The organism is Haloarchaeobius marinus, assembly GCF_051207415.1.
Taxonomy (GTDB): Archaea; Halobacteriota; Halobacteria; order Halobacteriales; family Natrialbaceae; genus Haloarchaeobius.
The window spans coordinates 234,405-247,596 of record NZ_JBPKGD010000004.1 but is presented as its reverse complement, the minus strand read 5'-3'; the positions used below and the strand labels follow the sequence as shown (position 1 = coordinate 247,596).

Sequence of the window (13,192 nt, the reverse complement as noted above, 5' to 3'; positions counted from 1 at the left end):
TAATCGCCGTCTACGCTTCGTCGTCGTCCAGGTGCCCGATGACGCCCTTCTCGGCGAGTGCGACTATCTCGTCGTCCGAGTACCCGAGTTCCACGAGTTTCTCCACCGTCGTCTCGCCGAGCGTGGGTGCGTGCTTCTCGAAGCCAGCGTCGGAGTTCGAGAAGCGAAGCGGTTGCTCGATGACCGGGAAGTCCTCGACGGTCGGGTGGTCGAGGTCGGTCAGCAGGTTCCTGGCACGGGTGTGTTCGTTGTCGAGCGCCTCCGAGACGGGCGAGACGGGGCCGACCGGGAGGCCGTGTTCGTCCATCAGGTGGTCGACCCACTCCTCGACGGTGCGCTCGCGGAACGTGGCTTCGAGTTCGGCCTCCAGTTCGTCCATGTGCTCGACGCGGTCACGGTTCTGTTCGAACCGCGGGTCCTCTTTCAGGTCTTCACGGTCGAGCGCCGTGCAGAACTCCTCCCAGAGTTTCTGGCTGCCGATGGCAACGTTGAGGAACCCGTCGGCCGCCTCGAAGCTCTGGTAGGGGGCGATGACGGGGTCCTTCGAACCCATCCGTGTCGGTTCCTCTCCCGCCAGAGCCTTTCCCGCCTGCTTGGTCAACCACGGCAGGACGCCGTCGTACATGGCGAGTTCGATGTAGTCGCCTTCGCCGGTCCGCTCGCGCTCGAACAGCGCGGCGAGGACGCCGAAGGCCGTCCACGCGCCGGTGATGTGGTCTGTGAGCGCGATACCCGCTTTGGCCGGTGGCCCGTCCTCCTCACCGGTGACGGACATGATGCCCGTCAGCCCCTGCATCAGCAGGTCGTAGCCCGGTCGCTTCGACCAGGGGCCGGAATCCCCGAAGGCAGATACGGAGCAGTAGACCAGCGAGTCGTTGTGTTCCCGGAGCGTGTCGTCGTCGATGTCGAGGCGCGCCGCCGTGCCGGGGCGGAAGTTCTGCACGAACACGTCTGCCTCGGCGACGATGTCGTACAGTATCTCCTTGCCCTCGTCCGACTTGAGGTCCAACTCGACGCTCTCCTTGCCGTAGTTCACCGTCATGAAGTACGGCGACTCTCCCTCGACGAACGGCGGGCCGGCACCGCGAGCGGGGTCCCCGACGCCGGGGCGCTCGATCTTGACCACTTCCGCCCCCAGGTTGGCGAGCATGAGCGTTCCGAACGACGCGCTGACGTACGTCGAGACGTCGACGACGGTCACGCCGTCGAGGACCCGTCCACTCATGTCCCGTCGCTGTCGGTCGCCACGTTCTCCGTCCTCTCTCTGCCCGTTCGGATGCGCTCACCCGTCTCCGCGTCGAAGTAGCGCAACTCCGCGGGGTCGAGTTCGAGGCCGCGCCGTTCACCCTCGATGATGGACGACCGCGGTTCCTCTGTCACGACCCGCACTTCGCCCTGTGGCGTGTTCAGGTAGACGATGCGGTCGTGGCCCAGCGATTCGACGACCTGCACCTCGCCGGTGAGGTGGCCGTCCTGGGCGGTCGTGAGTTCGACAGTCTCGGGGCGGAAGCCGATGGTGACGGTGCCGTCCGGGACCGCCCCCGCATCGACCGTCGGAACCTGGCCCATCTCCGTGACGGACACGGACCCGTCGCGCTTCTCGCTGTCGAGGAGGTTCATAGAGGGCGTCCCCATGAAGCCCGCGACGAAGACGTTGTCCGGACGGTTGTATATCTCGTCGGGGGACCCCACCTGCATGATGTCGCCGTCGTTCATCACGACGACCTTGTCGGACATGGTCATCGCCTCCTCCTGGTCGTGGGTGACGTAGACCATCGTCTGGTCGGTCTCCTGTGCGACCTTCTGAATCTCCTTGCGAATCTCGACCTTCAGCTTGGCGTCGAGGTTGCTGGTCGGCTCGTCGAACAGGAAGACGTTCGGTTGCTGGACGAGCGACCGCGCGAGCGCGACCCGCTGTTGCTGCCCGCCGGATAGTTCCGGTGGATGCTTGTTCAGGTACTGCTCGATCTGGAGCATGTCTGCGGCCTCGTGCAGGCGGCGGTCGCGCTCGTCCTGTGAGACGGTCTGTATCTTCAACGGGTAGACGATGTTCTCCGCGGCGGTCATGTGCGAGTAGATGGCGATGTTCTGGAACACCATCGAGACACCGCGCCGTTGCGGGATGACGTTCGTCACCTCCCGCTCGTCGAACTTGATACTCCCCGAGGTCGGACTCTCGAGCCCCGAGATACACCGCAGGAGCGTGGTCTTGCCACACCCCGACGGGCCGACGATGGTGACGAATTCGCCCTGCTGTGCTGTGAAACTGATGTCGTCGACGGCGACCTCGATGTCGGGGCCGACGTCGAACTCCTTCGTGAGATTCTCGACTGTGACTCGTGCCATGTTAGTGCATTCCTCCGATGCTGAAGCCCTCGAGGACGTACTTCTGTAGCGTCAGTACGACGACGAACGGTGGGAGACTGACCAGCGTGATGGCGGCCATCATCTGCCCCCAGAGGATAGTGTTCTGCTCGACGAACGCCAGGATGCCGATTGGCAGCGTCTGGACGTTGAGTTTCGTGAGCAACAACAGTGCGAGACTGAAGTCGTTCCAGCTCATCGCGAACGCCCAGATCGAGATGGCGATGAGGCCGGGCTTCGCGTGCGGAAGCGCGACCTGGAAGAAGGCCCGCGGACGCGATGCCCCACAGAGCCACGCCGCCTCCTCGTAGGACTCGTCGATGGAGAGGAAGAACTTCCACATGATCCAGACGCAGAACGGCAGGATGATGGCGAGTTGCGCCAGCACCAGGCCGTACAACGTGTTCACCATGTTCAGCTTGTCCCAGATCATGTAGATGGGAATGCCGAGCAACAGCGGCGGGAACATGTACCCGAAGAGGATCGACTTCGCGAACGTCTTCTTCCACGGGAACTCCAGGCGCGCGAGTCCGTACCCCGCGAGCACGGCCGAGACGTCGGTAACGACGACCGTGGAGACCGCGACGATGACGCTGTTCCAGTAGAACGTCGGGAACTTCGATTTGAACAGCACGTCGCGGTAGGCCTCGAAGCTGAACGTCTGGGGGACGTACTGCGCCGGGAGCGAGTAGGCGCCGAGTCCCTTGAACGACGATACCACCATCCAGTAGATGGGGAAGAGATAGAACAGACACACGGCGCCGATGAGCACCCCGACGACGAGCCGTCGGAAGGTCTGCAGCGTCTCCGGTGGGACGTACTCGTAGATGCCGGCGAATCCGGTATCCGCGGTCGTCGTGGCGGTGGATTCTTCGGCCGTCATCGCGCCGCCACCTCCTCAGCCGGGCTGAACACCCGGAAGTAGACGATGGCGACGATGGTCAGCAGGACGAACCCGATGACCGATATCGCCGAGGCGACCCCGAGCCTGAACTGGATGAACGCCGTCTCGTAGGCGAACACGGGCAGCGTGTTGAGCGCGTCGTTCGGACCACCCCTCGTCAGTATCCAGATGATGTCGAACTTGTTGAACATCCACACACCCCGAAGCAACAGGACGATGAGGATGATGCCCTTCAACTGGGGGAACGTGATGTCCCAGAACTGCCGCCAGGGGCCGGCGCCGGATATCTTCGCGGCCTCGTAGTAGTTGTTCGGGATGCTCTGGAGGCGTGCGAGGGTCATCAGCACCACGAACAGCGTGAACTTCCAGACGCTGGCGAACACGACGCCGATGAACGCGAACGGCATCTGCGTGAAGAACGGCTCCGGGTTCTCGAAGATGCCCAGTTTGAGCAGGATGTCGTTGAACACACCGAACTGCGCGCCCATGAACTGGAACAGGATACCGACGACGACCGTCGGCAGCAGGTACGGCGAGAGGACGACCATCCGGATGATGGAGATGCCCTTCATCTTCCTGTTGATGAGCAGTGCGATGGCGACGCCGAGGACCAGTTCGAGGACCGTCGTCCCGATGGCGTACGCGAGGCTGATGAAAAGCGAGTAGTGGAGCGTCCCGGACGACAGGACCTCGGTGTAGTTCTGGAGTCCGATGAACACCCACTCCGGCCGGAACACCGGCACCTCGTTGAAGCTCGCTGCGACCGCCCAGACGATCGGCAGGACGGCCGAGAGCGTGAACAACACCAGCACGGGGAGTATGGTCAGGTAGCCCAGCAGCCGTTCGTTCTCCGAGGTGACGGTCACGAACGACCTGCGCAGACGCTGGATGGTGGGGGTCTCCCCCTCTGTCTCGACGCTCATCTACGGTGACTCCCTCCTGTGTGAAGCGTCGTCATCCCTGGACGTCATTGAGGGTGTTCCGGAGTGTCTGGGCCGCCTGGTCGACTGCCGCTCCCGGGTCCTCGCCCTGGACGGCGACGGCGTTGCCCATATTCCCGATGGCGAACGTGCCCTGGAGCGCGCCGATGTACGGGTTCGGCGTGCCAGTCGTCAGGAACCGGGGTTCGCCTCGCGGCATGATCTCGTTCTTGAGCGTGTCGAGGACCTCGTCCGGGACGTCGTTCTCCTGCATGTAATCCGCGTTGCGGTACCGGTCGTCGTTGTAGATGGTGTCGAGGACCGGTGCGTTGTGCAGCGGTGCGAAGTTCAACAGCATGCCGAAGATGGTGTCGCCCGTGAGCAGGTACTCGATGAACTGCCGACCCGCGTCCGGGTACTTCGCGTTCTTGAGGACGGAAAAGCCCTCCAGGAACGAGAAGTACGTCGGGTCGTCGCCGGACGGTCCGTGTGCGAGCGGGGTGAGCATGGAGTTCCGTGCGACCTCTGGGTTTTCCCGGTAAGCGGCGGTCAGCGGACGCGGCCCGCCGTACTCGCCGATGGCGGACTTTCCGGTGAAGTAGGTAGAGGCCCACGAGGAGATGCCCATCTGCGGGTCGACCGAGTACTCGGCCACCGTCTTGCAGTGTTCGAGCGCCTCGATGGCGCGTTGCCTGTTGTCTCCCTGGTCGAGGACGACCTCGAACCCGGAGAACGGGTCGTCACCCGAGTGTGAGAGCATGTTCACGCCGTTCACGTCGATACGGTGGTGGGTGGTCGCCGTGCCGACGAGTCCGGTGTTGAACGCGAAGTTCCCGACGCTCGTCCCCTCTGACAGCGAGTCGGCGAGCTGCGGGAACGCCTCCTGCTCCTCGGCGAAGGTGGTCGGCGGTTCGACGCCGGCTTGCTCGAAGATGTCGGTCCGATAGGTCTGGCACGACGGGTTGATGTGGAGCGGTGCCAGGTAGTCCTCGCCGTCGAGAACGAGGCGGTGCTTCTCACGGTACTCTGTGTCCCAGGACTCTTCGATGGCCTCCCGGACGCCGGTGACCGGTGCGGCGATGTCGTCGCGGATCCAGTTCGTCACGAGGTACCCGGGCGCCATGGCCACCTCGGGCGCGTTACCCGTGCGGATGAGCGTCGCGATGCGCTGGTCGAAGCTCGACCCCAGACCGGTGAACTCTGTCGTCACCGGGATGTCCGTCTCCTCGGTGAACTTCGCCGCGGCCTCGTTGATGAACGTCTTCGCAGACGGTGAACTCTCCTCGGTGATGAAGTGGACCTCCTCGTTATTCCCCGACGTCCCACCGCCGCCTCCCAGACACCCTGCGAGTGCGGTCGCCCCGCCGACGCCAGCCAGTTTCAGATACTGTCTTCTCGAACGATACTCTGCCGGCCCCATGCCAGAGTTTGTCATGCAAACCAGTTCTATCATATTTGCTACTGTATTTAAATCTTTGCCTGTAGTGGCGGTTCGACAGGGTTCTGGGACCCTCGGAGCTTCTACCGCCTTCCATCGTCACGACCACCGAATAACTATCCTGAACGTTAATTAAGGACTTCTGGGAATCTGCAGAGGCCTTCTGTGAAATGCAAAAGCCGGCCTCGTTCACCCAGATAAATAACGCACTTAGTGTGTTATTTCCCCGATTGGACAGAACGTATCAAAGATGCGGTTCTGTGTGAGAGTGTGTCATGGTGGCCGTCGAACCGAGACGGGTCATCACCAACGCTTTTGCTCTCCGACGACACACCCACCGTCGTATGGGTGAATCTACCACGGTCTCGGAATCCGTCGATTCGCTCTCCACCGGTCCGTTCCACCGACGTCTCCTCGCGCTCACTGGCGGCGTCCTGAGCTTCGCAGCGGTCGAGATACTCGTCATCTCGTTCGTCCTCCCCCAGCTCGTCTCGAACTGGTCGCTGTCGGGGTTCGAAGCCGGGTTGCTCGGGAGCGCCAGCCTGATCGGAATCATGCTCGGCAACTGGGTGGGCGGGTGGTACGGTGACAGGGCGGGGCGAGTCGTCGCCCTCCAGTGGTCGGTGCTCGGCTACTCGCTGTGTGCCGCCCTCACCGCCCTCTCGGTCGGGTTCTACTCTGCGTTCGTCTTTCGTCTCCTCACCGGTGTTTTCGTTGGCGGGACCATCGCCGTGGACGTCTCCTACCTCACCGAGCATCTCCCCACCGACCGCCGGGGACGCTATCTCGTCTACCTCGAGGCATTCTGGCCCTCGGGAACCCTCCTCTCGGTTCTCGTCGCCTGGCTCGTCCTCTCGGCGTTCTCGACCGGGGGTACCACGTTCGGCATCGACTCCTGGCGCGTCCTCTTCCTGTTCGCGGCGCTCCCTGCGCTCGCGACCCCAATCCTTCGCCGGACGCTGGCCGAGACGCCCTACTATCTCGCCGGTGACGGGCGACTCGACGCCGCCAACGACCGCATCCGGGAGATGTCCCGCGCGAACGGTGACGAGTTCCACCCCGTCACCGAACCCGGCGACGACGAGGGCGAGTCCGCCAGCTTTCGCCGCCTGTTCGCTCCGGGACTCCGTGGCCGGACCGCCCTCGTTTGCGTCCTCTGGTTCGGTCTCAACTTCGGCTTCTACGGCGTCTTCATCTGGTTGCCGAGTACCTTCGAGGCCGTCCCGCTCGGCGGCAGCACCTACGAACAACTGTTCGTCGTCGGGGCCGTCCAGTTACCCGGCGTCGTCAGCGCCGCCCTCCTCGTCGACCGACTCGGCCGCCGCCCCACCATCGGGGGCTACCTCTTCCTCTCGGGCATCTTCATGGTCCTCTTCGCGGACGGACTCGGAAGCGGGTCCACCCTCGCGGCCGTCGTCCCGTTGCCCCCGCTGGCGAGCCTCTTCCTCTCCAGTTTCTTCTTGATCGGTGCGTGGGGACCGATGTTCGCGTACACCGTAGAGGTGTTCCCGACGTCCGTCAGGGGGACCGGTTTCGGCTTCGCGAGCGGCGTCGGCAAGATCGCCGCCATCCTCGGCCCGGTGATGGCTGGCGCGCTGGTCCCGATGGGCTATCGCATCGCCTTGCTCCCCTTCGGGTTCGGCGTCGCGCTCGCTGGGGCGGTCGTCCTCGCAGTCGGCCCGGAGACGAGGGACGAGGCGCTGTCCTGAGGGACAGACCGGTTCCCGGAAGCCCCCTATTTAAGACACCCGACGCGGTATCGGCGGGCATGACGTTCCGTTTCAGTACGACGCCCTTCTTCAACACGCGCCAGTTCTACTACGCGCTGGAGTCGGGCGAGGTAGATTCCGGATTCCCCCTGGCGATCGAGCACAATCACTCGCCCGTCAAGGACCAGAAACTCCTCTGTGGTGACCTCGACGCCACCACGATGTCGATGGGGAAGTACGTCACCTCGAAACTCGTCAGCCACACCGACGTCGTCCCGACCGACCCACTCGCCGTCGCGGCCGGCCTCACCTACCGCGAGGGGAACGGCATGTTCGTCCGCGCCGACGCCGACGTCCACGACCCCCAGGACCTCGAGGGCAGGCGTATCGGCATCCACGACACGACGCTCGCGATGACCTACCACAAGGCCATCCTCGAGACGCGATACGACCTCGACCCCGACGACGTGGAGTGGGTGGTCGACACCCATCGGGCCCTCGCCGACCGGATGGAGCGTGGCGATCTGGACGCCGTCGAGCGCATCAACGACTGGTACTGGACCATGCGCGAGGGCGACGACTACCGCCTGCTCTACGACATGGGTCAGGAGTGGGACGGACTCTACGGCTACTATCCGCTCGTCCACCTCGTCTCGGTGGACCGCGCGGTCTACGACGAGGACCCGGACCGCGTCGACGCGTTCGTCGAGGCGCTCCGGGCGTCACGAGAGTACCGCGACGACAATCACGGCGACGTCCTGCGGGCGTTCCTCGCCGAGGAAGACGGTGGCGAGTGGGAGGGAGAACGCACGGTCGAGGCACTGCGACGCGTCACCGACGGCGTTCGATGTCCGTTCGAACTCGGTCCGGACCAGCGTCACAACGTCCTCGACTGGATGCGACACGCCGACGAGTACGACGTCTTCGAGTCCGCCCCCGTCTCCGAGGAGCGACTGTTCCCCGAGTAGGCCGTCGCCGCCCATCTACCTACATACATTCTGACAAAACGGCTAAATAACGCTGCTGAGCATGTTGTATCAGAGCATGTTCGAGTACGAACTGGAGACCCTTTCGGGGAAGCGGATTCCACTCCATATCGAGGACAGGATGTACGTCGACGGCGAGTTCGTCGGGTCGGACGAGACCTTCGAGACGGAGCACCCGCCGACCAACGAGGTGCTGGCGAACCTCCCGGTTGCATCCGAAGAACAGGTAGACAGGGCCGTCCAGGCCGCAAAGCGGGCGAGCATGGTGTGGCGGGACCTGGACGTCTTCGAGCGTCGCGAGATACTGGAGGACTTCGCCGACTTCCTCGAGGCCCACGAGGCGGAACTCACCAACCTGGACGTCGCCGACAACGGCAGCTCCATCGCCCGGATGAAGTTCGACGTGGAGAAGGGCGCGAAGAACATCCGGTACATGGCCGGTATCGCACACGAACTCAAGGGCGAATCACCGCCGACGGGGGCGAACACCCACGACTGGACCCAGCGCGAACCGTTCGGCGTGGTCGCAGGCATCGTCCCGTTCAACCACCCGAACATGTTCGTCTCGGAGAAGATCGCACCCGCGCTCGCCGCCGGTAACGGCATCGTCGTCAAACCCTCCGAGTTCACGTCGCTCTCGGCGCTCTACATCGGCCACCTCGTCGAGAAGTTCGGCCGATTTCCAGACGGCCTGGTCAACGTCGTCACCGGCTTCGGCGAGACCGGCGCTTCGCTCGTGGAGAACCGCGACACGGGCCTGGTCTCGATGGTCGGCGGGCCCGAGACGGGCAAGGCCATCATGCGCGGCGCGGCCAGCCACCTCGCGCCCGTCCTCCTGGAACTCGGCGGCAAGAATCCCTTCATCGTCTTCCCCGACGCGACCATGGACGACGTCGTGGACGGTCTCCAGGGCGCGATGGCGCTCCCGTGGCAGGGCCAGTCCTGTGGCAGCGGCACACGCCTGCTCGTCCACGAGGACGCCTACGACGACGTGGTACCCGCCATCGTTGACCGGGTCGAATCCGTGACGGTCGGCGACCCGTTCGACGAGTCCAACACCATGGGGTCGGTCGTCTCCGAACCCCAGTTCGAGAAGGTCGTCGGCTACATCGAGCAGGCCAGGGAGGAAGGTGCCGAGGTCCTGACGGGTGGCGAGGTCGTCGACGATTACGACACGGGCTACTTCCTCCGTCCGACGATCTTCCGCGCGACGCCCGAGCACACCATCGCCCACGAGGAGACGTTCGGCCCCGTCCTCACCGTCATGACCTGGTCGGACTACGACGAGATGGTCGGGGTCGCCAACGACATCGACTACGGCCTCGCAGCCAGCGTCTGGACGAACGACCTCAACTCCGCACACCGGGCGGCCGACGACATCGAAGCGGGCTACATCTGGATCAACCAGCACGGCCGTCACTACATCGGCGCACCCTTCGGCGGCTACAAGGAGAGCGGCATCAGGGGCAAAGAGGACCTGCAAGAACTGCTCGACCACACCCGGGTGAAGAACGTCAACGTCGACTTCAGCGGCGATTCGCCCACCCTCGCGGGCGGGAACGAGTAGTTACAGTCACGCCGGAGGAACGTCTCTTCGGTCGCCATCCACCGTGCGACCCCGTCGTCCGGCCAGTCAGACCTCCAGAATCGCGAGGTCCCCCGTTCTATCCCTGGTCGACTCTGCCGTCCTCACTCGCTCACGTGGATACTCGCGTCGACGACGGCGAGTCCGTCCTCGTAGCAGAACACGGGATTGAGGTCGAGTTCCCCGATCCGTGGGTTGGCAGCGACGACCTCGGAGACCGTGACGAGCAACTCGACCAGCGCGTCCTCGTCGATGCCGGCCCGTCCCCTCGCGCCGGTCAGCAGCTCCCTGCCCTCGATACTCTCGACCATCTTCCGGGCGTCGTGTTCGGTCACCGGGACGGCACCGAACGAGACGTCCTCGAGTACCTCGACGAAGATTCCGCCCAGACCGAACAGCATCACCGGGCCGACCTCGTCGTCGTGGACCGCGCCGAGTATCACCTCGACTCCCTCCTCGGCCATCGGCGAGACGAGTACCCCGTCGATGGTCGCTCCGGGGTCGTACTCGTGGGCGTTCAATACCAGGTCGTCGTAGGCGTCCCGGACGTCGGACTCGCCGGACACGCCGAGCGCGACGCCGCCCGCTTCGGTCTTGTGCTGTATCTGCGGCGAGACGACCTTCATCGCCACCTCGTCACCGAAGCGGTCCGCGGCTTCCACGGCGTCGTCCACGCTGGTCGCCAGTTCGTAGGGAACGACGGGAACGTCGTAGTCGGTCAGCACGTCCTTCGCCTCGGCCTCGGAGAGCTGGTTCCGGCCGTCCGCGACGGCACGTTCGATGGACTCGTGGCCGCCCTGCTCGGCGTCGAGGACGAACTCGGTCGTCGAGTCGGCCGTCTCCAGGTACTCGCTGTAGTCGGCTAGCGCCTCGAACGCGATGGCTGGGTGTCTGAACGTGGTGTACACCGGGATACCGGCGTCGCGCAAGATGGCCAGCGCCTCGGACTGGTCGGGCGTGAACGTACTCTTGACGACGACGGGCTTGTCGTACTCCCCGGGGAGGGTCGCGATGTGGCGCGCCGACTCGACCTGCGCCTCGGCGGACGCGTCGTCCGTGGGCAGTTCGATGCCAGTCCCACCGATTCCGTACCCGCCGTACGCTCCACAGATGACGAGGCCGTCGACGTTCGGGTCCGAGAGGAGTATCTCTGCGGCATCCCCGTGCAACGACGCCGTCTCCCCGGTCACCATCGTGTCGACGGGGTTCGCGAGGTTCGGGGAGTAGGGGAACAGTTCGGCGAGTCGGTCCTGGGTCTCCCCGGCCAGTTCCGGGACGTTCAGGCCGTGCTCCACGAGTGAGTCCGCGGTTATCGTCGCGACGCCGCCCGCTTCGGTCAGTATCGCGACGTTCCGTCCGGACAGCTCCGGGAGCCCCGTCACGGCCTGGGCGACCGGGACGATGTCGTCGAAGCTCTCGACCGTCACCACGCCAGCCTGGCGGTACACCGTCTCGACGATGTCGGCGTCGCCGGCCAGGGAGGCGGTGTGTGACGCCGCAGACGATTTGCCGGCGCCGGTCCGGCCGCCTTTCAGGGCGATTATCGGTTTCTCCCGCGAGAACTGCCTGGCCTCCTGCACGAACGAGCGACCGTCGGACATCCCCTCCGCGTACACCACGACCGCCTCGGTCTCGTCGTCGTCGGCGAAGTACGGGAGGAGTTCGTGGAACTTCAGGTCGGATTCGTTGCCGATAGAGACGAAGTGACAGAGGCCCGTATTCCGCTCCTCGTTCGCCAGCATGCCGAGGTTCATGCCGAGGTTCCCGCTCTGGGAGACCATCGAGAGGCCGCCCTGCGCGTAGTTCGCGTCGATACCGAGGTAGATGTCCGCCGGAACGTTCACCATCCCCATGACGTTCGGGCCGAAGTACCGGATGCCGTACTCGTCGGCGATTCGGACGAGTTCCGCTTCGGCCTCCTCGTTCCCCGTCTCGCTGAAGCCGGCGGAGAAGATGACCGCGCCGGCAGCGCCGGCCTCGCCGGCGTCTTCCAGGACCGATGCGACGACGCTAGCCGGCGTCACGATGTAGACCAGGTCGACCCGGTCGGGAATCTCGGAGACCGAGGGATAGACGGTCTGGCCGAGGATTTCGCCCTCGTACGACGGGTTGACGGGGTACACCGCACCGTCGTACTCGGAGTCGACGAGGCGGTTCGTCGCGATGTACCCCCGTTTCGAGGTGTCGGCAGAGGCACCGGCGATAGCGATGGAGTCCGGGTCGAGGATGCGATTCAATTGCGCTACTGAGGCCTCGGAGTCCGCCATACGCACCGATTGTATCAGCCGGTATTATAAGTTGTGACCGGGTCGTCCGTCCTGACACCGCACCGTCCCCTGCTCGCTCCCGCGAACATTTACCACCTCGCGGCGTGACGTCCCGGACGACCATGGACATGGACCTGGGGGCGTTCGTGACGCCCTACTTCCGGGGCGACGTGCCGGCGAGCGAGAACGCCGAGGCGCTCGTCGGCCGGGCCGAACTCGCGACCGAACTGGACTACGAGTACGTCGAGGTGGGCGACCACCACGTCACGAGCGACGACCAGTTCTTCCAGAACGTGCCGACGGCCGGGAGACTGGCTGCCGAGGTGGACCACCTGGCCGTCCTCTTCCTCCTCCCGATGTACCATCCGCTCTACGTCGCGGAGTACCTCGGGACGCTCGGTGCGTTCACCGACCGCCTCGACTTCTGGTGTGCGGTCGGCGGTAACCCCGACTCGTTCGATGCACTGGACATCCCGCTCTCCGACCGTGCCGGTCGCATCGAGGAGGCGCTCGCCGTGGTCACCCGACTGCTCGACGGCGACCCGGTCTCGTTCGACGGCGACCACTTCTCGCTCGACGAGACGACCATCAGTCCGACTGCAGACCCCCGCATCTGCATCGGCGGGCTCGCGCGTCCCGCCGTCGAGCGCGCGGGCCGACTCGGCGACGCCTGGGTCGTGCACCCGAGCGAGCGCGTCGACGACCTCCGACGCAAGCGCGGCTGGTTCGAGGACGCAGGTGGCGACACCGTCATCGTCCGTCGAGACGCGCTCGTCCTGGAGGACGGTGACGAGGCTCGCGAACGGGTCGAATCGATGCTCCGGGCAGGCTACCGCGGGTGGCCCGAGGACGCCGAGTACCCCCTCGTCGGTGACGCCGAGGACGTCGCGGCCGACCTCGAAGCTCTCCAAGAAGCAGGTGCGGACGAGGTCGTCGTCGGGGCGATGGACCACGAGACCGCAGCAGAGACGTTTCGGGAGGTCGCAGCAGCGCGGGAACGGCTGTGAGGTCGGGGCGGA

Annotated in this window: 10 protein-coding genes; 4 read left to right on the top strand and 6 right to left on the bottom strand. The window is 64.8% G+C overall.

Annotation, left to right across the window (positions count from 1 at the left end; genetic code table 11):
• Nucleotides 1-10: 10 nt before the first annotated feature.
• The 5 genes from ACSC1W_RS16080 to ACSC1W_RS16060 are packed head-to-tail and all read right to left on the bottom strand — an operon-like array spanning nucleotide 11 to nucleotide 5,623.
• Nucleotides 11-1,225, bottom strand: a complete 1,215-nt coding sequence (locus ACSC1W_RS16080; protein ID WP_435348598.1) for a CaiB/BaiF CoA transferase family protein — start codon at nucleotides 1,223-1,225, stop codon at nucleotides 11-13.
• Nucleotides 1,222-2,346 carry an ABC transporter ATP-binding protein gene (locus ACSC1W_RS16075; protein WP_435348597.1) on the bottom strand — a complete coding sequence of 375 codons (1,125 nt, stop codon included), beginning with the start codon at nucleotides 2,344-2,346 and terminating at the stop codon, nucleotides 1,222-1,224. The genes ACSC1W_RS16080 and ACSC1W_RS16075 overlap by 4 nt, the downstream gene beginning before the upstream one ends.
• A gap of 1 nt (nucleotide 2,347) precedes the next feature.
• The gene (locus ACSC1W_RS16070; protein ID WP_435348596.1) at nucleotides 2,348-3,247 is read right to left on the bottom strand and encodes a carbohydrate ABC transporter permease; all 900 of its coding nucleotides are present in this window, start codon (nucleotides 3,245-3,247) and stop codon (nucleotides 2,348-2,350) included.
• Entirely contained in the window at nucleotides 3,244-4,191 is a 948-nt protein-coding gene (locus ACSC1W_RS16065; RefSeq protein ID WP_435348595.1) for a carbohydrate ABC transporter permease, read from the bottom strand. The genes ACSC1W_RS16070 and ACSC1W_RS16065 overlap by 4 nt, the downstream gene beginning before the upstream one ends.
• A 31-nt stretch (nucleotides 4,192-4,222) precedes the next feature.
• Complete coding sequence (locus ACSC1W_RS16060) at nucleotides 4,223-5,623, bottom strand: ABC transporter substrate-binding protein (protein ID WP_435348594.1); 1,401 nt, start codon at nucleotides 5,621-5,623, stop codon at nucleotides 4,223-4,225.
• Nucleotides 5,624-5,970: 347 nt separating this feature from the next.
• On the opposite strand from ACSC1W_RS16060, the gene ACSC1W_RS16055 reads away from it, so the two are divergent.
• From ACSC1W_RS16055 to ACSC1W_RS16045, 3 genes are all read left to right on the top strand, one after another.
• On the top strand, nucleotides 5,971-7,335 hold the full coding sequence (locus ACSC1W_RS16055) for an MFS transporter (protein ID WP_435348593.1): 1,365 nt from the start codon (nucleotides 5,971-5,973) through the stop codon (nucleotides 7,333-7,335).
• Between the two features lie 59 nt (nucleotides 7,336-7,394).
• A complete protein-coding gene (locus tag ACSC1W_RS16050; protein WP_435348592.1) occupies nucleotides 7,395-8,303 on the top strand; it encodes an ABC transporter substrate-binding protein in 909 nt (302 codons plus the stop codon).
• 76 nt (nucleotides 8,304-8,379) lie between these two features.
• Nucleotides 8,380-9,888, top strand: coding sequence for an aldehyde dehydrogenase family protein (locus ACSC1W_RS16045; RefSeq protein ID WP_435348591.1), 1,509 nt, complete (start codon nucleotides 8,380-8,382; stop codon nucleotides 9,886-9,888).
• 122 nt (nucleotides 9,889-10,010) lie between these two features.
• Here ACSC1W_RS16045 and ACSC1W_RS16040 read toward each other — a convergent pair whose 3' ends face one another.
• Nucleotides 10,011-12,173 carry an acetate--CoA ligase family protein gene (locus tag ACSC1W_RS16040; protein WP_435348590.1) on the bottom strand — a complete coding sequence of 721 codons (2,163 nt, stop codon included), beginning with the start codon at nucleotides 12,171-12,173 and terminating at the stop codon, nucleotides 10,011-10,013.
• Between the two features lie 122 nt (nucleotides 12,174-12,295).
• Here ACSC1W_RS16040 and ACSC1W_RS16035 point away from each other — a divergent pair, with 122 nt between their 5' ends.
• Nucleotides 12,296-13,180: an LLM class flavin-dependent oxidoreductase gene (locus ACSC1W_RS16035; protein WP_435348589.1), complete on the top strand. Its 885-nt coding sequence runs from the start codon at nucleotides 12,296-12,298 to the stop codon at nucleotides 13,178-13,180.
• Nucleotides 13,181-13,192 lie beyond the last annotated feature (12 nt).